Source organism: Dietzia sp. IBK-p2-16D, from assembly GCF_057773085.1.
In genome coordinates this window covers 380,239-405,212 of record NZ_JBYMTL010000001.1, presented here as the reverse complement: position 1 = coordinate 405,212, position 24,974 = coordinate 380,239, and the positions used below count along the sequence as shown (strand labels likewise).

Genomic DNA, 24,974 nt, shown 5'->3' with positions numbered 1-24,974 from the left:
CCGCATGACCGAGTCGACCTCACACACCACCCCGCACACCACGCCGCAGACGCCCGCGCCGCAGGCCGCACACCCCGACCCCGACCTCCGCGTCGAGCGGATCGGGACCCGGCGCTACGTGGGAACGTCCGCCCGGGGGGCCAGGGTCGAGATCGGATCGGCCGACGTCGAGGGGGTGTTCACCCCGGGCGAGCTGCTCAAGATCGCCCTCGGCGCGTGCACGGCCATGGCCTCGGACTTCACGATCTCCCGGCGGCTGGGCGACGACTACGCCGCAACCGTCCGCGTCTCCGGCGACGCCGACCGCGAGAACGAGCGGTACCCGTTGCTGGAGGAGACCTACGAACTCGACCTGTCCGGGCTCGACCCGGCGATGGCCGAGCGACTGGTGGGCATGATCCGACGCTCGGTGGACAAGGCGTGCACCGTCGGCCGGACCCTGACCGCCGGCACCGAGATCGCGCTGGGGTTCGAGACCGGCGGCGGCGCGGCATGAGCGCACCGGGACCCGAGATGGTCCGGATGGTGGCCTGGGTCCACGGCCGCGTCCAGGGCGTGGGATTCCGCTGGTGGACCCGCAGTCGGGCCCTCGAACTGGGCCTGAGCGGGTACGCGGCCAACAAGCCGGACGGTCGCGTCCACGTGGTCGCGGAGGGACCGGAGTCAGCGTGCCATGCGCTGCTGGAACTCCTCCGCGGCGGCGGGACCCCCGGCCATGTGGACCTCGTCGTCGACACCTGGGAGCCGGCCCGGGGCGGACTCCCGGGATTCGTCGAACGCTGACCTAGGATCGACAACCGTGTATCTCAAGTCGCTGACGCTCAAGGGCTTCAAGTCCTTCGCGGCGCCCACGACCCTGAGATTCGAACCCGGCATCTGCTGCGTGGTGGGGCCCAACGGGTCCGGGAAGTCCAACGTCGTCGACGCGCTGACCTGGGTGATGGGCGAGCACAGCGCCAAGTCGCTGCGCGGCGGCAAGATGCAGGACGTCATCTTCGCGGGGACCGCGGGAAAGCAGCCGCTTGGCCGGGCCGAGGTCACCCTCACCCTGGACAACTCCGACGGCGCCCTGCCGATCGACTACGCCGAGGTGTCGATCACCCGCCGGATGTTCCGCGACGGCGCGGCGGAGTATGAGATCAACGGCGACCGCGCCCGGCTGATGGATGTGCAGGAACTGCTGTCGGACTCGGGCATCGGTCGTGAGATGCACGTGATCGTCGGGCAGGGCAAGCTCGCCGAGATCCTCGAGTCCAAGCCGGAGGAGCGGCGTGCGTTCATCGAGGAGGCCGCCGGCATCCTCAAGCACCGGCGCCGCAAGGAGAAGGCCCAGCGCAAGCTCGCCGGGATGCAGGGCAACCTGGACCGGCTGGGCGATCTCACCACCGAACTGCGGCGTCAGCTCAAGCCGCTGGGTCGGCAGGCCGAGGTCGCGCGCCGGGCACAGACCATCCAGGCCGACCTGCGGGACGCCACGTTCCGACTGGCCGCCGACGACCTGGTGACCCGCAGACGCGAACTCGCCGACGCCGAGAGCGTGCGTTCACGGCTGGCCGAGCGGGTGGCCGCGGCCGTCGATCGCAGAGACGAACTGACGCGCGCCGTCGCGGAGACACAGGCCGAGCTCGATCGGTTGACCCCGGATGCCGACGCCGCGCAGCAACGCTGGTTCGCCCTGTCGACCCTGGCCGAGCGGGCGCGCGCCACCGCCCGCATCGCCGCCGACCGCGCGCGCTCGCTCGCCGCCGAGGTCGCCGTGCACCACGGCACCGACCCCGACGAGCTCGACCGACAGGCCGAGCGGGCCGCCGCCCACGAGGAGGACCTCGCCGCGCAGGTCGACGCCGCCGCCGAGAAGGCCCGTCTCGCGACCGAGGCGTTGGGCCGGGCCGAGTCGACGCTCGCCGCGCTCGAGGCCGAGCACCTCAAGGCCGTCCGGGCGATCGCGGACCGCCGAGAGGGGGTGGCCAGGCTCGCGGGCAAGGTCGAGACTCTCGCCGCGAGAGTGGAGTCCACGCAGGCCGAGATCGCGCGCGTGGACGCGGAGGCAGAGGTGGCCCGCACCGCCGTGATCGACGCCGAGGCCGAGTTCGACGCCGTTCACGCCAGGGTGGGAGCACACGAGCAGAGCGAGCGGACCCTCGACGAGCACCTGGGGCGGGCCGAGCGCGCCCACCTGGCGGCCCGGGCCCGGCTGGCGGAGTTGCAGGCGATCGAGCGGGAGGCCGACCAGCGGATCGCGCGGTTGGCCGCCCGGATCGAGACGCTCGAGCAGAACAAGGGCGCCGGGGACGGCGCCGAATGGGTCCTGCGACACCTCGGATCCGACGCCGTCGCCGGCACGGTGGGGGAGATGCTCGGCGTCCGGGACGGCTGGGAACGCGCCGTGGGGGTCGCCCTCGGGCCGGCCGTCGACGCGGTGGTCGTGGACACCTCCGTGGACCGCCGGCAGGTCCTGGCGGCGCTGCGGGAGGCCGACGCGGGCCGGGCCGGTCTCGTGGGAGCCGGGGCGCCGGGTGGCGACTACCGACTGGAGGTGGACCTGGTCGGCGGAGCACGCTGGGCGCTGGACGTGGTGGACGTCCCGGAGGACCTCGTGGCGGCGGTGACCGCCCTGTTGGTCGACGTGGTCGTGGTCGACGACCTCGCCGCCGCGCACGCCCAGGTCGAGGCGGACCGCCGCGTGCGCGCGGTGACCCGCGACGGGGAGCTGGCCGGCGCGGGGTGGACCGTTGGCGGGTCTGCGTCGGGGCGGACCGGGTTGGAGATCCAGTCGGCGATCGACTCCGCTGTCGTCGAGCGTGACGCCGTGCGGGCCGAGATCGAGACCACCCGGGCCGAGTTGGCGGGTGCCGCGGCCGAGGACACCGAGCGGGCGGACCGGTTCTCCGAGACGCTCGCCGCCATCAGCGAGTCCGACGCCGCGATCGAGGAGATCTACGCGGAGCTCGCCCGTATCGGTAAGCGGCGCCGCCGTGCCGAGGCCGAGGTGCGGCGCCTGGAGCAGACCCGCCGGATCGCCGTGGACAAACTCGACGCCGCGCGCGCCGAACACGCCGAGCTGACCGACCGACTCGCCAGGGCCGGGGATGACGACGACGAGGTCCGGCCACCCGAGGACGACGGGCGCGGTGCCGCGCAGGCCGCCGTGGCCTCGGCCCGGGCCGCGGAACTCGAGGCCAGGCTCGCGCACCGGTCCGCGGAGGAGCGGGCCGCCGGAGTCCGTGGGAAGTCGGCCTCCCTGCGGCGGGCCGCGCAGGCGGAACGGGAGTCCCGGGCCCGGGCGGCCAGAGCGGCGGCGCAGCGGCGCCGGGGTGCGGAGGTCGCCGGCGTGGTCGACGAACTCAGCGGGCGGCTGCTCGCCCGGCTCGATGAACTCATCACCTCCGCCGGCGCCGAGCGGGATCGGCTCTCGACGGCGCGCGCCGAGGCCACAGCAACGGTCGCCGCGCTGCGCAGCGACCTCGCGGCGGCCGAGTCCGAGGTCTCGCGCCTGGGCGACGCCGCCCACCGCGACGAGATCGTCCGGGCTCAGCTCGAGGTCAAGGTCTCGGAACTCGAGGCGGCGGTGCTCGAACGCCACGGCATCGAGCCGGAGGCTCTCGTCGACGAGTACGGCCCCGACCAGGACCTGCCTCCGTCGGCACTGGAGATGCAGGAGTACGAGGCCGCCCGCGAGCGCGGTGAGGACGTGACCCCGCCGCCGCCGATGCCGTTCGTGCGCGCCGAGCAGGAACGTCGTCTCAAGTCGGCGCAGAAGGACCTGGCCACGCTCGGCAAGGTCAATCCCCTGGCCTTGGAGGAGTTCGCCGCCCTGGAGGAGCGCTACGCGTTCCTGTCCACCCAACTCGACGATGTGAAGAAGGCGCGTGCCGACCTCGAGGGCGTGATCGACGACGTCGACGAGCGCATCGAACAGATCTTCACCGAGGCGTGGGTGGACGTCGAACGCGAGTTCCGGGGTGTCTTCTCCACGCTCTTCCCCGGCGGGGAGGGCCGGCTGATCCTCACCGAGCCCGACGACATGCTCACCACCGGAATCGAGGTGGAGGCACGACCCCCGGGCAAGAAGGTCAAGCGGTTGTCGCTGCTGTCCGGCGGCGAGAAGTCGCTCACCGCGGTCGCGATGCTGGTGGCGATCTTCAAGGCCCGCCCCAGCCCGTTCTACGTGATGGACGAGGTCGAGGCTGCGCTCGACGACACCAACCTGCGGCGGCTCATCGGGCTGTTCGAACAGCTGCGGGAGACCAGCCAGCTCATCGTCATCACCCACCAGAAGCCCACCATGGACGTGGCCGACGTGCTTTACGGCGTGTCGATGCAGGGCGACGGTATCTCCAAGGTCATCTCCCAGAGGATGCGCTGACTCCTCGCGGGCGGCCCTGCGGTGTCAGATTTGGCACCATGGGGTCATGCCTCAGAGAGAACTGTTCATGGACCCGAGTCTGGCGCGCGCGGCGCGCGCGTTGTGCCTCGTCTCCACCAAGGTGGTGGCGCTGCGCTCCGGACTGGAGGAGCAACGGATCCGCGAGTACGAACGAGGAGTGGGCGCACTCGACGCGGCCGAGGTGCAGGCGTTGGCCGACGCCCTGGCCTACTTCGGTGCTCGGTTCATCCCGGAGAGCGACCGAGGGGGAGTGGGTGTGCGTCGCAAGTTCACGCGGACCAAGGTCGAGATGATCGACGCGTGGGAGGCAGAGGGAGGCCCGGTCGGGGAGGACGACGTCTAAGGTCACTGACGGCCCCGGTCGTCGTTCCGAGTGCGACGTGCCGACCTCCGTGCGCGTGCCCGAGGCGTCGCCGCTCGCTCACGAGCGCTTGAACACCGACCGGAGGCGCTCCCGGTTGACCACGCCGATCGCCCGCAGCGGGATCCCCGCAGGGCACACCCGCGAGCACTCCCCGTACAGCGAGCAGGGCCCGAATTCCTCGTCGGCCGCGCTGACCATCTCGCGGGCGCGGGCCGCGCGGTCGGCGCCCGCGACGGGCATGAGGGCGAGGTGCCCGAGTTTGGCGCCCACGAACAGGTTGGCCGAGCCGTTGGGGCAGGCCGCCACACACGCCCCGCACCCGATGCACGCCGCGAAGTCCAGCGCGGTCTCGGCGGCATCATGGCCCTGGAGGATCGAGTCCGCGTCCGGGGCGGAGCCGGCCGGTATCCCCACATGGGCAGCGGACTCGACGACCCCGTCCAGGGCTGAGCGGTCCACCACCAGATCGCGGATGACCGGGAACACGGCGGCGCGCAGTGGCTCGATGCGCAGGGTGTCCCCGTCGGAGTAGGGGGTCAGCCGCTGGTGACACGACGGGGTGTTCTCCGCGGGACCGTGGGGGCGTCCGTCGACGGTGACGCCGCAGGCCCCGCAGATCCCCTCGCGGCAGTCGGAGTCGAACGCCACCGGTTCGACGCCCGCGTCCACCAGATCGGCGTTGAGGACGTCTAGCAGGTCCAGGACACTCATCTCCGGCCGTGCGTCGCGCACCTCGAACTCCTCGTACCGTCCGGTCGCGTCGGGCCCGGACTGCCGCCAGATTCGCAGGGTGAGCCTCATCGGTAGTCCCTCGCCGTGGGTGCGACCACCGAGAACTCCAGCGGTTCGGCATGGCGGGTGAACGACCGTCGCCCGCCACGGTCATCGCCCTCGGAGGCCCAGACGGAGGCGAAGGCCCACGTCCCGTCATCCCGCAGGGCCTCGCCGTCGGGCGTCTGGTGCTCGTCGCGGAAGTGGGCGCCGCACGACTCGTCCCGGTCCAGCGCATCCACGCACATCAGCTCCGCCAGTTCGAGGAAGTCGGCGACCCGCCCGGCCAGTTCGAGCACCTGGTTGAGGTGACCGCCCGCGCCCGTGACCCGCAGGTCGGTCCAGAACCGGGTTCGCAGGTCACGGATGCGCTCGATCGCCCGGGTCAGGCCGTCGGCCGTCCGTGTGACGCCGCACCCCGCGTAGAGGATCTCGCCGAGCTCACGGTGGAAGTGCTCCGGCCCGGTCGAACCGCCCACCGCGAGCAGGTTCCGCACCCGCGTCCGGGCGCGGGCCACGGCGGAGACGACCACCTCGTCGTCGTCGCCCGGTAGATCGTCCCCGAGGCGGGTGGCCAGGTGCGCCGGCACCGAGTACGGGAGCGTGAACCACCCGTCGACGCTCGCGCTGAGCAGGGAGTTGGCGCCGAGCCGGTTCGCGCCGTGATACGCCCACCCGCATTCGCCACCGACGAACAGGCCGGGGATCGAGGTCTGCAGGTCGTAGTCGCTCCACAGCCCGCCCATCGTGAAGTGGCACGTCGGCGCGATGCGCATGGGTACGGCGAACGGGTCCTCGCCGGTGGCGTGGGCGTACATCTCGAACAGGTTGCCGTAGCGCTCGGTGATCGTCCGGCGCCCGTCGCGGGCCAGCGCGTCACGGAAGTCGAGGTACACGGAGTTACGGCGCGGCCCCACCCCGCGCCCCGCACGGATCTCGGCGGTGATCGCCCGGGACGCCACGTCGCGGGGCACGAGGTTGCCGAAGGCGGGATAGCGGCGCTCGAGGAAGAAGTCGCGGTCGGCGTCCGGGATCTCACCGGGCGGCCGGTCGTCGCCGTCGTGGAGCGGGACCCAGACGCGGCCGTCGTTGCGCAGCGACTCGCTCATGAGGATCGTCTTGGCCTGCCAGTCGTTGTCCTTGGGCAGCGCGGTGGGATGGAACTGCACGAACGACGGTGAGGCGAACAGGGCCCCCCGCTGGTGCGCGCGCCACACCGCCGAGGCGTTGGAGTGGATCGCGAGCGTGGAGTCGTGGAAGACGGTCCCGTAGCCGCCGGTCGCGAGGACGACCGCGTGCGCGGTCTCGGCCCGGATGTGGCCGGACACCAGGTCGCGCACGACCACACCGTGGCACCCCGAATCGTCGACGACGAGGTCGAGCATCTCGTGGCGGGTGTGCAGCGTCACGGCGCCGCCACGAATTTGCCGCTGCAGGGCCGAGACGCCCGCGAGCTGGAGCTGTTGGCCGGTCTGCCCCCGGGAGTAATAGGTGCGCGAGACCTGCACCCCGCCGAAGGACCGGGTGGACAGGACGCCGCCGTACTCGCGTGCGAAGGGGGTCCCGATGGCGGAGAAATGATCGATCACCCGCGCGGATTCCTCACCCAACCGGAACGCCTCGGCCTCCCGCCCACGGAAGTCCCCGCCCGAGACGGTGTCGGCGACGAACCGGGCCACCGAGTCGCCGTCCACCCGGCGGCCGCGGGCGGCGTTGATCCCGCCCTGGGCGGCCACGGAATGCGCGCGCCGGGCGGCGTCGTGGTAGGTGAACGCGGTGACCCGGTAGCCGAGTTCGCCGAGGGCGGCCGCCGCGCCGGCCCCGGCCAGGCCCGTGCCGATCACCACCACGTGGAGGTGGCGGCGGTTGGCCGGTGCGACCAGGCGGTAGGCGTCGCGACGCCTCGCCCAAGCGGAGGCCGGGTCGCCCCCGGGTGTGCCGGAGCTCAGCACGTGTCCCTGTCGTGCGTCGGGCACGAGGACTGGGGGCGGGGTGAAGGTCACGTCAGCCACCCGGCCTGGACCGCGATCGGGATAGCGGCGTTGCCCAGCAGCACGGCCACCGCGGCGATCCCGCCCACGGTCGTGATCACCGCCCGGCTCCGGACGCCGGTCACCCCGAGGTCGCCGGCCGCCGTGCGGACCCCGTGGGCGATGTGCAGGGCCAGCAGCACCATGGTGATGCCGTAGAAGGCCGCGACCCAGGGCCGCGAGAAGCTGGCGACCAGATTGGCGTACGCCGTACCGGGCTCGAACGCCTCCGACGCGGCGGGGGCGGTGCCCGTGGTCATGTCGAGGACGTGGAAGACGACGAAGAGCAGCAGCACCACTCCGGTGAGCAGCATCGAGCGGGCGCCGAACGAGCCCGCCGTCAGCCCCGTCCGCCGGCGGTGCGGGCCCGCGGACGCGTGGGAGCGCCGCACCAACACCACCGCGCACCAGACGTGCGCCACCAGACCCAGGACCAGCACAACGCGCAACGCCCACAGGACGCCCTCGTGGGGGACGAGGGGGTACAGCAACGTCCGCAGCCACGCGGCGTAGGCGTCGAAACCCGACGCCCCGCCGAACACCTTGAGATTGCCGACCATGTGCGCCACCACGAACGCGGTGAAGAGCAACCCCGTCACCGCCATGACGGCCTTGGCGAGCCAGGTGGGCGGGGCCGGGGCCCGGCGCAGTGGGCGCCGACGGGCGGGGGTACCCCCGTGCTGGGTGGCGACCTCGACCACGTGGGCTCCTCCCCGGACGGCGACAGACGCCAGTCTAGGTCCGTCACCGCCCCCCGGGACCGAGATGGAGACGGGTGCGGTCGGCCATACTGGGCACCGTGACTACCACCACCTGGATCATCATCGCCGTCGCCGCGGTGCTGCTGCTGGCCATCATCGCGCTCGTCGTGGGCCTACAGCTGCGCAAGAAGCGACAGATCTCCCTCACCAGGGCCGCCGAGCGCAAGGAGCTCACCCGCGAGGAACGCTCCGGAAACTATCAGGCCGGGACGGGATTCTCGTTCGCCCAGGCAGGAGGCGGCGCCACGGCGGCCCCGCCCAGGGAGCCGGTGCGTCGTGACCCGTCGCCGCGGGAGGACCTGCCGCCTGCGGCACCGGCCCCACAGCCCCCCGCGCCGTCGACCCCGGCCGCGGGCGCGGCCCCCGTGGCCGAACCCGCGACCGCCCCCGACGCCGCACCGGAGCCCGCCGTCCCCGCGCCCGAGCCGGACGTCGAACCAGGCCCGAGCGAGGCGACCGAAGTGGTGGAGGCGGCCCCGGTCGAACCCGTCGTCGTCCCGCCCGAGGTGCCCGACGAGGAGATCCCGGCGCCCCCGGAGACGGTCACCGGGACCCCGGAGCCGGTCGCCCCGGTCGAGCGCATCGACCCGGCAGCCGGCCGCCTCGACCGTCTCCGGGGCCGGCTCGCACGCTCACAGAACACCGTCGGCCAGGGCCTGCTGGGACTGCTCGGTGCGGGCGATCTCGACGAGGACGCCTGGGAGGAGATCGAGGACACGCTGATCATGGCCGACCTCGGCTCGGCCACCACCGAGCTCGTGGTCGACCGACTCCGGGCGGAGATCGCCACCCGACAGGTCCGCACCGAGGCCGAGGTGCGCGACCTGCTGCGGCAGACCCTCATCGACAACCTCCACCCCGAACTCGACCGATCGCTGCGCGCGCTACCGAACGACGGGACTCCGGCCGTCCTCCTCGTCGTCGGCGTCAACGGCACCGGCAAGACCACCACCACCGGCAAACTCGCCCGGGTCCTGGTCGCCGACGGTCGCGAGATCCTGCTCGGCGCCGCGGACACGTTCCGCGCCGCCGCGGCGGACCAGCTGCAGACCTGGGCCGAGCGGGTGGGTGCCGAGGTCGTGCGCGGCAAGGAGGGCGCCGATCCCGCCTCCGTCGCCTTCGACGCGGTGACCCGCGGGGTCGAGACCGGCGTCGACGCCGTGCTCGTCGACACCGCCGGCCGGCTGCACACCAAGACCGGACTCATGGACGAACTCGGCAAGGTCAAGCGCGTCGTCGAGAAGAAGACCCCCGTCGACGAGGTCCTCCTGGTGATCGACGCGACCACCGGCCAGAACGGCCTCATGCAGGCGCGCGTGTTCAAGGAGGTCGTCGACATCACCGGCGTCGTCCTCACCAAGCTCGACGGCACCGCCAAGGGTGGCATCGTCTTCCAGGTCCAGCACGAACTCGGCGTCCCGGTGAAGCTCGTCGGGTTGGGGGAGGGCGCGGACGACCTCGCCCCGTTCACCCCCGAGGCGTTCGTCGACGCGTTGCTCGGCACGTAGGCATCCGGGCCCCCGGACACATGACCGGAACCGGGGGCCCGGGCGCGTAACAATCCCGAAACACCCCCGCACATCTCGTGCAACACGACCAAGGAAATCTTCACGTCGACGGGGAGCGAAGAGTCGCTCACCACGTACGAGACGAGGAGGACCGCACCGTGATAGGTGACAGTGTCGCGTTGCTCGCCCATGAGGCGACGCCGGAGATCGATACGGGAGACACGGCCTGGATGCTCATGGCAGCATCCCTGGTCTTGCTCATGACCCCGGCCCTGGCGCTCTTCTACGGCGGGATGTCCCGGCAAAAGTCCGTGCTGAACATGATGATGATGTCGTTCGGCGCGATGGGCGTGGTCGGCGTGATCTACCTGCTGTGGGGATGGTCGATGTCCTACGGCAGTGAGTCGGTCCTGGGCATGTTCGCGAACCCCTTCGAGATGTTCGGACTGTCGGGCGTGATCGGGGACGCGGAAGAATGGGTCGTCTCCGGGTCCGGCGCCTACCCGCAGGTGGTCGACGTGGCCTTCCAGGTGACGTTCGCGATCATCACCGTCGCCCTCATCTCGGGTGCGATCGCCGAGCGCGCACGGTTCGGCACGTGGCTGGCCTTCGTCGGCGTCTGGGTCACCCTGGCCTACTTCCCGCTCGCCCACATGGTCTGGGGCGGGGGTCTGCTCTCGCACTCCGACAGCGGGCTCGCGGCGATGATCTTCGGCACCGTCGACGACGGCGAGGGCGGTCTGACCGCCGCCGTGGCGCCCGTCGACTTCGCCGGCGGAACGGTCGTACACATCAACGCCGGAATGGCCGCGCTCGTCCTGGTCCTGCTGATCGGCAAGCGACTGGAGTTCGGCCGCACCGCGTACCGCCCCCACAACCTGCCGCTGGTCATGCTCGGCGCCGCCCTGCTGTGGTTCGGCTGGTTCGGTTTCAACGCGGGCTCGGCGTTCGGTGCCAACGGCGCGGCTGGCCTGGCCTGGGTCAACACCACCGCCGCCACCGCCGCCGCGATGCTCGGCTGGCTGCTCGCGGAGCGTCTGCGTGACGGACACGCCACCAGCCTCGGCGCCGCCTCGGGTGTGGTCGCGGGACTCGTGGCCATCACCCCCGCCGCCGGTTCCGTCCACCCGCTCGGCGCGGTCGCCCTCGGTGCGATCGCCGGCGTGCTCTCCGCGCTCGCCGTGGGGCTCAAGCACCGCTTCGGCTACGACGACGCCCTCGACGTCGTGGGCGTGCACCTGGTGGCGGGTCTGTGGGGCACCGTGGCGATCGGCCTGTTCGCCACCGGCACCTTCGGTACGGACGCGGGTGTGTTCTACTCCGCCGACGGCTGGCGACTCCTGGTGGTCCAGATCGCGATCGCCGTGGCCGCCCTCGTGTTCACCGCCGTCATGACCGCGATCGCCTGGGCGATCTGCCGCCCGCTCGGCTGGAGGATCGACAAGTCCGACGAGCAGGCCGGGATCGACGGTGCCCAGCACGCCGAGAGCGCGTACGAGGCCTCCACCAACGCGCTCATCCGCTGAGCCGACCACTTCGAAAGGAACCCACGCCATGAAGCTCGTCACCGCGATCGTCAAACCGTTCACGATCGATGACGTCAAGGCCGCACTGGAGCAAGCCGGAATCCACGGCCTCACCATCAGCGAGGTCCAGGGCTACGGCCGACAGAAGGGCCACACCGAGGTCTACCGCGGCGCCGAGTACGCCGTGGACTTCGTCCCCAAGATCAGGGTGGAGGTGGTGGTCGACGACGAGACCGCGGACACCGCCGTCCAGCTGATCGTCGACGCGGCCCGGACCGGGAAGATCGGGGACGGGAAGGTCTGGGTGACCCCCGTCGAGAGCATCGTGCGCGTGCGCACGGGCGAGGAGGGAACGGACGCCATCTGACGCCCTTCGACCACCCGGCGCGCGGTCGCCCCGACCTGGGGCGGTCGCGCGCTGCCGTGTGCGCGCCACCGCTCCCGCCTCCGACGGCCACGTGCGCACCCGTTCACAGAAGTGAAACCTGCTCGCCCCGACGCGGTGACACGGAACCGACAGTCTGGAACGCGACGGATGAGGGAAGGGGAGTGCCATGGCGGTCACGGCGGACGGTGAGCGCGCCACGGCGCTGCGGGAGGGACGCGAACGGATCCTCTCCGCCCCGCGGGAGAGCCTGCCGGCCGCATCGCTGCGCGATGCCCTGTGTGAGCTCTACGAGATGGAGCTCGGGCGGCTCGCCGAGGAGGCCGGGATCGGACCCGGGTCGGGGTTCGCCCTGATCGCGTTCGGCGGACTGGGCCGGCGGGAGGTACTTCCCCATTCCGACCTCGATCTCGTCCTGGTCCATGAGCGACGCCCCGAGCGCGACGTGGGGGAGTTGGCCGACGCACTGTGGTACCCGCTGTGGGATTCCGGGGTCGGCCTCGACCACAGCGTCCGCACGGTCGACCAGTGCCTGGCCGTGGCCGCGGCCGACGTCTCGGTCGGGCTGAGCCTGCTGGACTCGCGGGTCATCGCGGGAGACGCGGACCTGGGGGCGTTGGTCGTGGACGGCGCCCGCCGACAGTGGCGGGACCAGATCGCCTCCCGGTTCGACGAGCTGGTCGAGGCGGCGGCCGCCCGACGACACCGGGCCGGGGTGATCGCGCACCGCAGCGAGCCGGACCTGAAGAACGGGGCGGGCGGTCTGCGTGACGCCCAGCTCGTCGCGGCACTCGGCCTGGCCCACCTCAGCGACGGCCGGCCCGTGGTCCCCGGGGGGATGGCACGCGCCCACCGGTTGGTGCTGGACGCCCGGACCGAACTCCACCGGGTGAGCGGACGCCCGCGGGAGGTGCTCCACGCCGAGTACGGGGACGACGTCGGCGAGGCGCTCGGCCTGGGGGACCGGTTCGACCTCGCCCGGGCACTGAGTGACGCCTCCCGCACGATCGCGTTCACCGCGGACCAGGCGATCCGTGGATCGTGCGCGGCGCTGTCCTCCCGGGGCCTGACCGGACTACTGCGGCGATCGCCGGTCCGGCGTCCCCTCGACGACGGGGTGGTGGAGCACGCGGGGGAGGTGGCGCTCGCCCGCGCCGCCCGTGTCGCCGACGACCCGTGGCTGGCGCTGCGGGTCGCGGCGGCCGCGGCCCGGTTCGAACTGCCGATCGCCAGCTCGACCCTCGGCGTGCTCGCCGAACGCAGCGTCGTGCCGACCGGCCGGTGGCCCGCGGAGGCTCTGTCCGACCTCCTGGTGCTCCTGGGCTCGGGTGAGGCCCAGATCCCCGTTCACGAGGCCCTGGACCGGTGCGGTCTGTGGGAACGGATCCTGCCCGAGTGGTCGGGGGTGCGGGATCTGCCCGCGCGGGACCGGGCACACGTCTACACCGTCGACCGGCACCTCGTCCAGACGGCCGTCGAGGCCTCCCGGCTCACCACCTCGGTGGCCCGCGCGGATCTCCTGCTGCTCTCGGCTCTCCTGCACGACATCGGTAAGAGCCGGGGCGGTGACCACAGCGAGAAGGGTGCGGAGATGGTCCGGCCGATCTGCGCGCGGATGGGCCTCGGGGACCGCGACACCGAGACGCTGACCCGCATCGTCAGACACCACCTGCTGCTCCCGGCGACCGCCGCGAGGCGCGACCCGGCCGACCCCGCGACCGCCCGGGGCGTCCTGGACGCGCTGGACGGCGACGACGTCGCCCTCGACGTCCTGGCCGCGCTCACCGAGGCGGACTCGCTCGCGACCGGACCGACGGTCTGGACGAACGGCCGCGCCGGGGCACACGCAGCGCTGGTGGCGGCGTGCCGACGGGCGCTCGGACCCCGCCCCGCGGCCGTCCAGGCCCCGACGGTCAACGCCTCGCGTCGTCACGGACCGCCGGATGTCGTCGTCGATCTCCGGGCGGCCGGGACGGGGACGACCCACGAGGTCACCCTCGTCGTCCCCGGCGGGGGGCGGTCGCTGGCCGTGACCGCGGACGTGCTCGCCGCGCATCGGCTGGAGATCGTGGACGCCGAGATCGACCTGCGTCCGCCGGGGGGTATCCGGGCGAGGATGACGGTCTCGACCCGCTTCGGTGACCCGGTGGACCCCCGCGTGCTGCGACAGGACCTACGCCGCTCGATCGACTCCGGTCTGCCCTCGCCGCTGCGCGCCGCACTGTCCCGGGGGGCGACTCTCCCGATCGGCCCCCCGCAGGCCAGATCGTCGGTCCTGATCTCCCACCGAACCGACGCCGACGGTGTTCTGATGGAGGTGCGCTCCGAGGATCGCCCGGGCCTGTTCGCCAGGGTCGTGACCGCGATCATCGACGCCGGGGCCCGGATCGACTGGGTGGTGGTGCGGACCAGGGGCGCCGCGGTGGAGGACGTCTTCGCCCTCTCCGGCCCCGGGGCCGTGCTGAGTACGGCCGGTGAGGTGGAGGCGCTGTTGCCGCGACGCGATCCCACGACGCCTACCGGAGCGCATGCCGATACCCTGTGATCAGTCGTCGCCGACGACGCCGGGAACCATGCGCGCTCCCGGGCCGCGAACCAGGGAGCTGTTGCCGTGTTCGAATCCTTGTCCGACCGCCTCACAGGTGCGCTCAAGGACCTGCGCGGAAAGGGTCGGCTCAGCGAGGCCGACATCGACGCGACGGCCCGCGAGATCCGCCTCGCGTTGCTCGAGGCCGACGTCGCCCTGCCGGTCGTGCGGGAGTTCATCTCGCGGGTCAAGGAGCGGGCCAAGGGCGCGGAGGTCTCCGAAGCGCTCAACCCGGCCCAGCAGGTCGTCAAGATCGTCGACGCCGAGCTCACCGCCATTCTCGGCGGCGAGGAGCGGCGGATCGAGTTCGCCAAGCAGCCCCCCACGGTGATCATGCTCGCCGGCCTCCAGGGTGCGGGTAAGACCACCCTGGCCGGAAAGCTCGCGCACTGGCTCAAGGGACAGGGGCACACCCCGCTCCTGGTCGCCTGCGACCTCCAGCGACCCGGGGCTGTCGACCAGCTTCGGATCGTCGGTGAGCGGGCCGGTGTGCCCACCTTCGCCCCGCACCCCGGGACCTCCGTCGGTGGTGATGGTGCGGTGATCGGGGTGCAGGAGCCGGTGTCCGTGGCGCAGCGCGGTCTGGCGCACGCCCGCGCGAAAATGCACGACGTCGTGATCGTCGACACCGCCGGCCGCCTCGGTATCGATGAGGAGATGATGGCCCAGGCCCGGGGCATTCGGGACGCCGTCCAGCCGCACGAGACGTTCTTCGTCCTGGACGCGATGATCGGTCAGGACGCGGTGGTCACGGCCGAGGCGTTCCGCGAGGGCGTCGGCTTCACCGGCGTCGTGCTCACCAAGCTCGACGGTGACGCCCGCGGTGGCGCCGCGCTCAGCGTCCGGGAGCTCACCGGGACGCCGATCATGTTCGCGTCGGACGGCGAGAAGCTCGAAGACTTCGATGTCTTCCACCCCGACCGGATGGCCAGCCGGATCCTCGGAATGGGCGATGTCCTCTCGCTCATCGAGCAGGCGGAGACGGTCTTCGACGCGCAGGAGGCGGAGAAGACCGCCGCGAAGATCGGCTCCGGCGAGCTCACGCTCGAGGACTTCCTCGACCAGATGCTGATGATCCGCAAGATGGGGCCCATCGGGAACCTTCTCGGCATGCTGCCCGGCGGCAAGGAGATGAAGGCCGCTGTCGGAGACATCGACGAGAAGTACCTCGACCGCATCCAGGCGATCATCCGCGGTATGACCCCCGAGGAGCGCGCCGACCCCAAGATCATCAACGGGTCGCGACGCCAGCGCATCGCGAACGGCTCGGGGGTCACGGTCACCGACGTCAATCAGTTGGTCGACCGGTTCTTCGAGGCCCGCAAGATGATGAGCCGCATGGCAGGCCAGATGGGTATGCCCGGGGCGGGACGCAAGAACCAGCGCAAGAACAAGAAGGGCAAGGGGAAGGGCAAGGGCCGCGGTCCCACCCAGCCCAAGCAGCGGGGGATGATGCCCGGCGGTATGCCGGGGATGCCCGGGATGCCGCCCGGCGGGATGCCGGACCTGTCCCAGTTGCCGCCCGGACTCGACCAGCTCCCACCGGGGCTGGAGGGGATCGACCTCAACGACCTCAAGTTCCCGAAGCGCTGAGCAGGCAGAGGGGGCGTGCCGATTGGTGCGCACCATCCCGGGCTGTCTAGACTGGTCCGCTGGACGCCGTCACCGGTGGACCCCTCGTGGGTCCGTGCCGAACGGCGGTCACCCGGAAGGCGAAACCGGGCCCCGCCACCAGGGCGGGCGCCGCCGAATCGCCACGTGACCCGCTACAGAAAGTGAGACGAGCTCATGGCCGTCAAGATCAAGCTCACCCGCCTCGGCAAGATCCGCAACCCGCAGTACCGCGTCGTCGTCGCCGACGCCCGCACGCGCCGCGACGGGCGCTCCATCGAGACCATCGGCCTCTACCGTCCCAAGGAGGAGCCGAGCTTCATCCAGATCGACTCGGAGCGCGCGCAGTACTGGCTCGGAGTCGGGGCCCAGCCCACCGAGGCCGTCGAGCAGCTGCTCAAGATCACCGGTGACTGGCAGAAGTTCAAGGGGATCGAGGGCGCCGAGGGCACCCTGAAGGTCGCCGAGCCCAAGCCCTCGAAGCTGGACCTGTTCAACAAGGCCCTCGAGGACGCCCAGGGCGAGCCCTCCGCCGAGGCCATCACCGCCAAGCGCAAGGCCGAGAAGGCGAAGAAGGAAGAGGCCAAGAAGGCCGAGCAGGAGGCCGCCAAGGCGGCCGAGTCCGGCGAGGGCGAGTCCGCCTCGGCCGACGCCGAGACCGCCGAGGCCTGAGTCAGATGAACGACATGGTCGTCGACGCCGTCGACCACCTCGTCCGCGGAATCGTGTCGGATCCCGACGCGGTGTCCGTGCGGTCGAGTGGTGGTCGGCGCGGCACCGTGATCCGCGTGGCCGTCGCGCCCGCGGATCTCGGCCGTGTCATCGGACGGGGCGGCCGTACCGCCTCCGCGATCCGGACGATCGTCTCCGCCGTCGGCGGGGAGGGCGTCCGGGTCGACGTGGTCGACACCGACCGCTGACCCCGCCCGCACACATCGGTAATCGGAGGACTGGAACCGCCATGGAACTCGTCGTGGGACGTGTCGTCAAGTCGCACGGCGTCCGCGGGGAGCTCGTGGTGGAGGTCCGCACCGACTCCCCGGACGAGCGGTTCGCGGTCGGGACCCGTCTCGTCGGGCGTGTGGGCCGTGGGGACCAGGCCACCGATCGCGACGTCACCATCGAAGCCGCCCGGCAGCATTCCGGGCGGCTTCTGGTGCGTCTGGTCGGCGTCGCGGACCGGGACACCGCGGACGGCCTCCGCGGAATGCTCCTGCTCGTGGACTCGGACGCCCTGCAGGACCCGGAGGACCCGGACGAGTTCCACGATCACCAACTGGTGGGACTCCGGGTGCTCGACACGGCGGGCGCCGTCCTCGGCGAGGTGACCGAGATCGTGCACACTCCGGCCGGCGAGCTCCTGAACATCCGGCTGGCCGTCGGAACCGACGCCCTGGTGCCCTTCGTCTCCGAGATGGTCCCCGAGGTGGACATCGCCGCGGGGACGTGCGTCATCGACCCGCCGGAGGGACTGCTCGACCTGGGAACGTCGTGACCGGACGCCCCGCCGCCGGGGACGGTCCACGCATGCGGCTTGACGTCGTCACCGTCTTCCCCGATTATCTCGCCCCGCTCCGGCTGGCGCTGATCGGCCGCGCCGCAGACCGGGGCATCGTCGAGGTCGGGATCCACGATCTGCGCGACTGGACGCACGACGTCCACAGGTCGGTCGACGACACGCCGTTCGGCGGCGGGCCCGGAATGGTCATGCGGCCGACGGTGTGGGGCGAGGCCCTGGACGATCTCGTGCCGACGTCGCCGCCCGCGGCCCCGGACACCGAGGACGCGGACGCGCGGCCGCTCCTGATCGTCCCGACCCCCGCGGGTCGACCGTTCACCCAGCCGGACGCGCACCGATACGCCCGACGCCGCCACCTGCTGTTCGCCTGTGGCCGCTACGAGGGGATCGACCAGCGTGTCGTCGACGAGGCGGCCACGCGAATGGACGTCGAAGAGGTGAGCATCGGCGACTATGTCCTCATAGGGGGAGAGGTGGCGGTCCTCGTCATCGCCGAAGCGGTCACCCGACTCCTGCCCGGGGTGCTGGGGAACCGACGCAGCCACGAAGAGGACTCCTTCTCCGATGGTCTGCTCGAGGGGCCCAGCTACACCCGGCCCGAGGTGTGGCGCGACCGTCCGGTGCCGGGGATCCTCAAGACCGGTGATCACGCGAAGATCGCGCGATGGCGCCGGGACGAGTCGCTGAGACGCACCGCCGAGCGGCGGCCTGACCTCCTCCGGTCCGTCGAGTTGAACCGTGCCGACCTGGCCACCCTCTCGGAGGTCGGCTGGGTCACCCCCACCGACTGATTTGGGTCGGCCGCGGGGAGGATGGCACACTAGCGAGGTTGACCTTGTGGGCGCCACGTGCGCGCGCTGACGGTCGCGCTGATCCGGGGCACGAACCGGTCGTCCCGCCTGCAGGCGGGCGCCAGGGTCCTCTGTCCTCATTCCTGACATGCAAGGAACCCAATGAACACTCTCGACTTCATCGACAACAAGTCACTCCGGTCCGACATCCCGGACTTCCGTCCCGGTGACACCCTCGACGTTCACGTCAAGGTCATCGAGGGCTCGAAGGAGCGCATCCAGGTCTTCAAGGGTGTCGTGATCCGTCGCCAGGGCGGCGGCGTCCGCGAGACGTTCACCGTCCGCAAGGTCTCGTTCGGCGTCGGCGTCGAGCGCACGTTCCCCGTGCACTCGCCCACCATCGACCGCATCGACGTCCTCGTCCGCGGTGACGTGCGCCGCGCCAAGCTGTACTACCTGCGTGAGCTCCGCGGCAAGGCCGCGAAGATCAAGGAGAAGCGCTGATCGTCTAGAGCGGGTCAGACTCGGCCGCCGTCGGCGGTGCGGGATCGACTACGCTCATCCGGGTGAGCAGCACCGATACGCCTGGACATGACACCGCCGAGCCGGGGTCCCGTGATGACGGGGCCCCGGCTCACGGCGTCGAGAAGAAGGGCCAGCCCTGGTACATCGAGATCCCGCTACTGGTGGTGATCGCACTGGTCCTGGTGTTCGTGTTCCAGACCTTCGTCGGTCGCGTCTATCAGATTCCGTCCGAATCCATGCAGCCCACGCTGCACGGGTGCGCGGGGTGTACCGGCGACCGCATCTTCGTGGACAAGATCACCTACCGGTTCGGTGACCCACGACCCGGGGACGTGGTGGTGTTCAAGGGGCCCGATTCGTGGAACGAGGGCTACCAGTCCATCCGCTCGGACAACCCGGCGATCAGAACCCTCCAGAACATCGGCGGCGTCATCGGCATCGTCCCGCCCGACCAGAACGACATGGTCAAGCGCGTCATCGCCGTGGGGGGTCAGACCGTCGGAGGGTGCTCCCCGGACGGCGGGCTGCTGGTCGACGGCCAGCCGTTGGACGAGCCGTACCTCAAGGAAGACCCCTCGCCGGTCAAGAACCCCCTCAACTGTGCCTTCGGGCCGGTGACCGTCCCGGAGGGCAACTACTGGGTGATGGGGGACAACCGCGGGAACTCCGCGGACTCCCGATTCCACATGGGGGACGAGTTCCAGGGAACGGTGCCCGGGGAGAACATCATCGGCAAGGTCCGGGCGATCATCCTCCCGTTCAACCGGATCGGGACGGTGTCCTCCCCGGATATCACCGCGGAGTGAGTCGGACGCGACCGCAGCGACCACGGGACGGTCTCCTTCCCGGGCGGGTGCGGGTGACCCGGCGCGACGGACGTCTGGCGCTCGAGGCCGCACTGTCGCGACGGGGCCTCGGGCCGGTCGCCGGCGTCGACGAGGCGGGGCGTGGATCCTGCGCCGGTCCGCTCGTGGTGGCGGCGTGCGTGCTGGGCGATCGACTCCACCCCGAGTTGGCTGATCTCGATGATTCCAAGAAACTCTCCGCCGCGACCAGGGACCGTCTGCACGACGTGGTGCTGCGGAGGGCCTCGGCGGTGAGCGTGGTGGTGATCGAATCGGACCGGATCGACGAGCGCGGGATCCACCGGTGCAACCTCGAGGGGATGCGTCGTGCGGTCGCCGCGCTGGACCCGGCGCCCGGTTTCGTCCTGACCGACGGGTTCGCCGTCGACGGGCTCGGGTGTCAGTCCACCTCAGTGATCGGGGGTGATGCGGTCGTCGCATCCATCGCCGCCGCGAGTGTCCTCGCGAAGGTGACGCGGGATCGGATTATGGTGGACCTCGACTCGCGGTATCCGGGATACGGCTTCGCCGCGCACAAGGGATACAGCACCACGAGTCACGCCAGGGCGATCGAGCAGCTCGGTCCCAGCGACGTCCATCGGATGTCGTACGCCAACGTCCGTCGCGCCGCGCAGGCGCATTCGAGGAGCAGCACGAGATGAGCGCCGAGGATCTGGAGAACTACGAGACCGAGATGGAGCTCTCGCTCTACCGCGAGTACCGCGACATCGTCGGCCAGTTCACCTACGTCGTCGAGACGGAGAGGCGCTTCTACCTCGCCAACGCCGTGGAGCTGATCCCGCGGTCCGCGGACGGGGAGGTCTACTTCGACGTGCGGATGTCCGACGCCTGGGTGTGGGACATGTACCGTCCTGCGCGTTTCGTGAAGTACGTCCGGGTGTTGACCTTCAAGGACGTCAACATCGAGGAGCTCGACAAGCCGGAACTGCGGCTCCCGGAGTAACCCTCCGCCCCGTCATCCACAGCCCACGTCCCCTCCACAGGGGGCCCACGGCCCGGTCCGCGACCCGCGGACCGGGCCGTTGTCGTCCGGCAGGGTGTGCCCCGGCGGGCCCGGACGGACCGGGCTGCCGGGGAGGGCTGGCGATGACGGGGGACCAGGGGCCTGGCGGGCGATCGGCGGGCGACGGTGCGGTGGGCAGCGGTGTGGCAGGGGGCGGTGTGGATCCCCGCCGACGGATTGGGCGGCTCGGCGAGGACCACGCGGCGGGGCTGATGGAGGCCCGGGGCGGCGTGGTGATCAGCCGGAACTGGCGGTGCCGGGCCGGCGAGCTCGATCTCGTCGTCCTGGACGCCGCGGGGCGGCTGCGGTTCGTGGAGGTCCGAGCCCGCACGAGTACGCGCTTCGGCACGCCCGCCGAGTCGGTCACCGCGGAGAAGCGACGGCGGCTACGCCGTCTGGCCGCCCACTGGCTGTCGGAGAACCCGGGCCGGTGGCGCCAGGTCTGCTTCGACGTGGTGGGCGTGGACCTGGCCGACCCCTCTCGTCCTCGGCTCGAGCTGTTCGAGGACGTGCTGTAGCCGTGGCGCTCGGTCGGACCTGGGCGGTCACGCTGCAGGGGGTCGGGGGACAGCTGGTGGAGGTCGAGGCCGACGTGGGCCGCGGGCTTCCCGGGGTCAGCATCGTGGGGTTGCCGGACTCGGCGGTGTTACAGGCGCGGGAGCGGATGCGGGCCGCCGTGATCAACAGCGGGTTGACCTGGCCGGCGGGCAAGGTCGTCCTGTCGTTGTCCCCGGCGGCGCTACCCAAGCGGGGATCTGGTTTCGACCTGCCGCTCGCGGTGGGCACCCTCATCGCGAGCGGGGAACTGCCCGGGGCGGGGGTCGACGGCACCCTGCTGGTCGGCGAGCTCGCACTGGACGGCCGGGTCCGGCCGGTACGCGGGGTCCTGCCCGCGGTGCTCGCGGCGCGGGAGGCCGGGCTGCGACGGGCGATAGTCCCTGCCGCGAATCTCGCGGAGGCCCGGCTGGTCGGGGGCATCGACACCGCCGGCGCGGACTCGCTCGCAACGCTCGCGGCGTGGTGCCGGGGTGCGGGCTCCCTGGTCACGGACGCCCCGGAGCCCCGCGCGGTGAACGGACGACCCCACACCGATCTCGCCGAGGTGCACGGGCAGGACGATTGCCGGCGCGCTGTGGAGGTCGCGGCGGCCGGCGGGCACGCCGTGTTGTTACGCGGTGCACCGGGTACGGGCAAGACCATGCTCGCGCGTCGCCTTCCGGGGTTGTTGCCCGACCTGGGGGAGCGGGACGCCCTCGAGGCGACGGCGATCCACTCGGTGATGGGACAGCTCGCTCCCCGCGACCCGCTGCTGCGACGCCCGCCGTTCGTGGCGCCACACCATTCGGCGTCGGTGGCCGCTCTCGTGGGCGGGGGCAACAACGTCGCCCGTCCCGGGGCGGTGACGCTCGCCCATCGGGGGGTGCTGTTCCTCGACGAATGCGCCGAGTTCCCCGGCCGGGTGCTGGACAGCCTGCGCACTCCACTCGAGGACGGGGAGGTCAGGATCGCCAGGCGTGACGGAATCTCGGTATTCCCGGCCCGCTTCCAACTGGTGATGGCGGCCAATGACTGCCCGTGTGGGAGTGCGCGGCCGGACGCCTGCACGTGTACCCCGGATGCCCGGCGACGCTACGGCCGGTCGCTGACCGGACCGCTGCGCGACCGCATCGACATCGCCGCGCGGACGCTCCCCATCGGTTCCGGACTGTTCGCCGTGGGAGAGGGCGAGGACACCGCCGCGGTCCGGCGGAGGGTGTCGACGGCGAGGGCGGCCGCCGCGGAGAGGTGGGCGGGGTGCCCGGATGCCGCAGGGGCGCGGGCCAACGCCGAGGTTCCCGGACGGGTCCTGCGATCGGTGTGGGGGCTCGACCGCCGGGCGCTGCACCCGCTGGACCGGGCCCTGGCGCACGGGGTGTTGTCCCCGCGCGGGGTCGACCGGTGCCTGCGCCTGGCGTGGACGGTCGCGGACCTGGAGGGCGCCACCGTGCCGGGTGAGGAACACGTGGCGGAGGCGCTCGTGCTGAGAGGGGAGGAGTGATGGCCGTGGGGTCTGAATCCGGGGTGGCGGTTCCGTCGGAGGTGCGCGAGGCCTATGCCTATCTGGGAGCGGTGGCCGAGCGTCCGACCGCCCAGTTGTGGGACCTGGTGGACGCGGTGGGGCCGGTGCGGGCTCGGGAGCTGATCCGCTCCGGAGAGGTGGGCGAGGCCCTGACCGGCCAGACCGCGGCGCGGCGGGACCTCGTCGACGGGGCACAGCTGTTGGAGGCGGCCGACGAGGTGGGCGCCCGGCTCGTGGTGCCCGGGGACCCGGGGTGGCCGGAGTACGCACTCGAGCCTCTGGACCGGCCGCGGGGACGGCGGCGTGACGGGACGGGAGGGGTGCCCACCGCGTTGCGCCCGCTCGGACTGTGGTGGCGTGGCCCCGCCGACCCGGCGCGGGTGCTGGGCAGAGCCGTCGCAGTCGTCGGGACCCGGGCGCCCACTCCGTACGGGAGAGCGGTGACCGCCGACCTGTGCGCCGGGGTGTCCGCCGAGGGGTTCACCGTGGTGTCGGGAGGCGCTTTCGGGATAGACGCCGCGGCCCACCGTGCTGTGCTCGGCGTCCGCGGCACCACGATCGCGGTGCTGGCGGGCGGGGTGGACAGGCTCTACCCGCGAGGCAACGACGCGATGTTGCGGGAGGTCGCGGCGACCGGCGCGGTGGTCTCGGCCCAACCGCCCGGGACCGGGGTGACCCGTTACCGCTTCCTCGACCGGAACCGGATCATCGCCGCCCTGACCGGCGCCACGGTGGTGGTGGAGGCGGCCGCCCGCAGCGGCGCCCTCAGCACGGCGGCGTGGGCGTCAGCGCTGGACCGTCCGGTCGGAGCGTTACCGGGGCCGGTGACCTCGGTCGCCTCGGTGGGGTGCCATCTGCTGCTCCGGGAGCGGGGTGCGGTGCTGGTCGGGCGTTCGTCCGACGTGGTCGAGCTCGCCGGCCGGATGGGGGAGACATCCCCGGTGCCCCGGGGCGAGGACGGGGCGTGGGACGGTCTGGACGACGCCACCAGACGGATCATGGAGGCGCTGCCCACCCGAGGGGGTGCTGCGCCTGCCGAGATCGCGGCGTCGGCGGGCATCGCACCCGTCACCACGAGGGCGGTGCTCGGTCGGCTCCTGTCCACTGGGGCCGCGGTGCGGGGCCCGGAAGGGTGGCGCAGGGCCGGCGGCGGGGTGCAGATGAGCTTCCCGGTGGGGTGACGGTTCCCCTCGGCACTGCTGAACCACCGCAGCACTGCACCACCGCCCCTTGCACCACCGTGACCAGATGCCCGGCCCGGCACGCTTGCGCGCCTCCGAGAAGCCGGTGACAATTGGTACTCATGGGGCAGGTGAGCACGACGGAGAGTGGTGGGGGCGGCCCGTCGGCGCTGTTCGGGGGCGTGGTCGACGACTTCGTCGAGTACCTCCGCGCCAGCCGAGGCCGGTCCGAGGCGACCGTCCGTTCCTATCAGTCCGATGTCCGTGGTCTCCTCACCCACCTCGCGGGCGACGCCGGCGGACGCACCACCGCCGCGGACCTGCGGGCGGCGCTCACCCTCCCGGCCCTGCGCGGGTGGCTCGCCGCGCAGGTCGGCGCCGGGGCGGCACGGTCGACGGTCGCCCGCCGGGTGGCCGCCGCCCGCTCCTTCAGTGGGTGGGCCGCCCGGACAGGTCTGGTGAACACCGACATCGGAGCCCGTCTCGAGGCGCCCCGCGCCCGGCGCCACCTGCCCGAGGTTCTCGATGTCACCCAGGCCGCCGAGACGATGCGCACGACCGAGCTCGGTGCGAGCGAGGGGGACCCGATCGCCCTCCGCGACCGGCTGGTGGTGGAGTTGTTGTACTCCTGCGGGATCCGGGTGGCCGAGCTGTGTGGGCTCGATGTGGACGACATCGACACCGAAAGGCGGCTGCTGCGGGTGGTGGGCAAGGGGGACCGCGAACGTGCCGTCCCGTACGGCGCCCCCGCGGAGCGTGCCGTGCGCGCCTGGCTCGAGGGCGGGCGACCGGCACTGGCCACCGCCCGGTCCGGCCCGTCCCTGCTCGTCGGGGCGCGGGGAGGGAGACTCGACCCCAGGACGGCACGGCGGATCGTCAACGAGGTCACCGACGCCACTCCCGGCGCGCCGAGGGTCTCACCGCACGCACTGAGGCACAGCTCGGCGACGCACCTGCTCGAGGGCGGGGCGGACCTACGGCATGTGCAGGAGCTGCTCGGGCACTCCACTCCGGCGACCACACAGATCTACACGCACGTCTCGGCGGACCGGCTCCGTTCCGCCTACCGGGGTGCCCATCCCCGCGCCTGACAGGAGCGA

24 protein-coding genes are annotated in these 24,974 nt (G+C 72.0%); 21 read left to right on the top strand and 3 right to left on the bottom strand.

All coding sequences use genetic code 11. The features are described 5' to 3' along the window. Positions 1–4: 4 nt before the first annotated feature. The 4 genes from AC3DE3_RS01965 to AC3DE3_RS01950 are packed head-to-tail and all read left to right on the top strand — an operon-like array spanning position 5 to position 4,730. Positions 5–496 carry an OsmC family protein gene (locus AC3DE3_RS01965; RefSeq protein ID WP_260487738.1) on the top strand — a complete coding sequence of 164 codons (492 nt, stop codon included), beginning with the start codon at positions 5–7 and terminating at the stop codon, positions 494–496. Further along, the gene (locus AC3DE3_RS01960; RefSeq protein WP_488368789.1) at positions 493–783 is read left to right on the top strand and encodes an acylphosphatase; all 291 of its coding nucleotides are present in this window, start codon (positions 493–495) and stop codon (positions 781–783) included. Before AC3DE3_RS01965 ends, AC3DE3_RS01960 begins: the two co-directional genes overlap by 4 nt. 16 nt (positions 784–799) lie before the next feature. After that, complete coding sequence (gene smc, locus AC3DE3_RS01955) at positions 800–4,366, top strand: chromosome segregation protein SMC (protein WP_488368788.1); 3,567 nt, start codon at positions 800–802, stop codon at positions 4,364–4,366. A 46-nt stretch (positions 4,367–4,412) separates the two neighbouring features. Next, a complete protein-coding gene (locus tag AC3DE3_RS01950; protein WP_260487735.1) occupies positions 4,413–4,730 on the top strand; it encodes a helix-turn-helix domain-containing protein in 318 nt (105 codons plus the stop codon). Positions 4,731–4,808: 78 nt separating this feature from the next. Here the strand turns inward: AC3DE3_RS01950 and AC3DE3_RS01945 are convergent, their stop codons facing one another. The 3 genes from AC3DE3_RS01945 to AC3DE3_RS01935 are packed head-to-tail and all read right to left on the bottom strand — an operon-like array spanning position 4,809 to position 8,253. Further along, complete coding sequence (locus AC3DE3_RS01945; protein WP_260487734.1) at positions 4,809–5,552, bottom strand: succinate dehydrogenase/fumarate reductase iron-sulfur subunit; 744 nt, start codon at positions 5,550–5,552, stop codon at positions 4,809–4,811. Next, a complete protein-coding gene (locus tag AC3DE3_RS01940) occupies positions 5,549–7,525 on the bottom strand; it encodes a fumarate reductase/succinate dehydrogenase flavoprotein subunit (protein WP_488368787.1) in 1,977 nt (658 codons plus the stop codon). Before AC3DE3_RS01940 ends, AC3DE3_RS01945 begins: the two co-directional genes overlap by 4 nt. After that, positions 7,522–8,253, bottom strand: coding sequence for a succinate dehydrogenase cytochrome b subunit (locus tag AC3DE3_RS01935; RefSeq protein ID WP_488368786.1), 732 nt, complete (start codon positions 8,251–8,253; stop codon positions 7,522–7,524). The genes AC3DE3_RS01940 and AC3DE3_RS01935 overlap by 4 nt, the downstream gene beginning before the upstream one ends. 98 nt (positions 8,254–8,351) lie before the next feature. Here AC3DE3_RS01935 and ftsY point away from each other — a divergent pair, with 98 nt between their 5' ends. From ftsY to AC3DE3_RS01850, 17 genes are all read left to right on the top strand, one after another. Next, positions 8,352–9,821: a signal recognition particle-docking protein FtsY gene (gene ftsY, locus AC3DE3_RS01930; RefSeq protein WP_488368785.1), complete on the top strand. Its 1,470-nt coding sequence runs from the start codon at positions 8,352–8,354 to the stop codon at positions 9,819–9,821. Between the two features lie 158 nt (positions 9,822–9,979). Beyond that, the gene (locus AC3DE3_RS01925) at positions 9,980–11,347 is read left to right on the top strand and encodes an ammonium transporter (protein ID WP_260487731.1); all 1,368 of its coding nucleotides are present in this window, start codon (positions 9,980–9,982) and stop codon (positions 11,345–11,347) included. A 28-nt stretch (positions 11,348–11,375) separates the two neighbouring features. Further along, positions 11,376–11,714: a P-II family nitrogen regulator gene (locus tag AC3DE3_RS01920; protein WP_260487730.1), complete on the top strand. Its 339-nt coding sequence runs from the start codon at positions 11,376–11,378 to the stop codon at positions 11,712–11,714. 187 nt (positions 11,715–11,901) lie between these two features. Further along, a complete protein-coding gene (locus AC3DE3_RS01915) occupies positions 11,902–14,277 on the top strand; it encodes a [protein-PII] uridylyltransferase (RefSeq protein WP_488368784.1) in 2,376 nt (791 codons plus the stop codon). 66 nt (positions 14,278–14,343) lie between these two features. Then, positions 14,344–15,912, top strand: a complete 1,569-nt coding sequence (gene ffh, locus AC3DE3_RS01910; RefSeq protein WP_260487728.1) for a signal recognition particle protein — start codon at positions 14,344–14,346, stop codon at positions 15,910–15,912. Between the two features lie 195 nt (positions 15,913–16,107). Beyond that, entirely contained in the window at positions 16,108–16,602 is a 495-nt protein-coding gene (gene rpsP, locus AC3DE3_RS01905) for a 30S ribosomal protein S16 (RefSeq protein WP_260487727.1), read from the top strand. Between the two features lie 5 nt (positions 16,603–16,607). After that, positions 16,608–16,850: an RNA-binding protein gene (locus AC3DE3_RS01900; RefSeq protein ID WP_260487726.1), complete on the top strand. Its 243-nt coding sequence runs from the start codon at positions 16,608–16,610 to the stop codon at positions 16,848–16,850. A 41-nt stretch (positions 16,851–16,891) separates the two neighbouring features. Further along, entirely contained in the window at positions 16,892–17,425 is a 534-nt protein-coding gene (rimM, locus tag AC3DE3_RS01895) for a ribosome maturation factor RimM (protein WP_260487725.1), read from the top strand. Positions 17,426–17,457: 32 nt separating this feature from the next. Further along, positions 17,458–18,240, top strand: a complete 783-nt coding sequence (trmD, locus tag AC3DE3_RS01890) for a tRNA (guanosine(37)-N1)-methyltransferase TrmD (RefSeq protein ID WP_260487724.1) — start codon at positions 17,458–17,460, stop codon at positions 18,238–18,240. 162 nt (positions 18,241–18,402) lie between these two features. Next, a complete protein-coding gene (gene rplS / locus AC3DE3_RS01885) occupies positions 18,403–18,744 on the top strand; it encodes a 50S ribosomal protein L19 (protein ID WP_260487723.1) in 342 nt (113 codons plus the stop codon). A gap of 62 nt (positions 18,745–18,806) precedes the next feature. Then, positions 18,807–19,571: a signal peptidase I gene (gene lepB / locus AC3DE3_RS01880; protein ID WP_396119293.1), complete on the top strand. Its 765-nt coding sequence runs from the start codon at positions 18,807–18,809 to the stop codon at positions 19,569–19,571. A gap of 53 nt (positions 19,572–19,624) precedes the next feature. After that, a complete protein-coding gene (locus AC3DE3_RS01875) occupies positions 19,625–20,272 on the top strand; it encodes a ribonuclease HII (RefSeq protein WP_260487722.1) in 648 nt (215 codons plus the stop codon). After that, positions 20,269–20,574, top strand: coding sequence for a DUF2469 domain-containing protein (locus tag AC3DE3_RS01870; RefSeq protein ID WP_007632861.1), 306 nt, complete (start codon positions 20,269–20,271; stop codon positions 20,572–20,574). Before AC3DE3_RS01875 ends, AC3DE3_RS01870 begins: the two co-directional genes overlap by 4 nt. A 143-nt stretch (positions 20,575–20,717) precedes the next feature. Beyond that, positions 20,718–21,152 (top strand): YraN family protein, encoded by a 435-nt coding sequence (locus AC3DE3_RS01865; protein ID WP_488368783.1) that lies wholly within the window; start codon positions 20,718–20,720, stop codon positions 21,150–21,152. Between the two features lie 2 nt (positions 21,153–21,154). Further along, positions 21,155–22,672 carry a YifB family Mg chelatase-like AAA ATPase gene (locus tag AC3DE3_RS01860; RefSeq protein WP_260487720.1) on the top strand — a complete coding sequence of 506 codons (1,518 nt, stop codon included), beginning with the start codon at positions 21,155–21,157 and terminating at the stop codon, positions 22,670–22,672. After that, entirely contained in the window at positions 22,672–23,874 is a 1,203-nt protein-coding gene (dprA, locus tag AC3DE3_RS01855; RefSeq protein WP_488368782.1) for a DNA-processing protein DprA, read from the top strand. The genes AC3DE3_RS01860 and dprA overlap by 1 nt, the downstream gene beginning before the upstream one ends. Positions 23,875–23,996: 122 nt before the next feature. Continuing rightward, complete coding sequence (locus AC3DE3_RS01850) at positions 23,997–24,965, top strand: tyrosine recombinase XerC (protein ID WP_488368781.1); 969 nt, start codon at positions 23,997–23,999, stop codon at positions 24,963–24,965. The last annotated feature ends 9 nt before the right edge of the window (positions 24,966–24,974 follow it).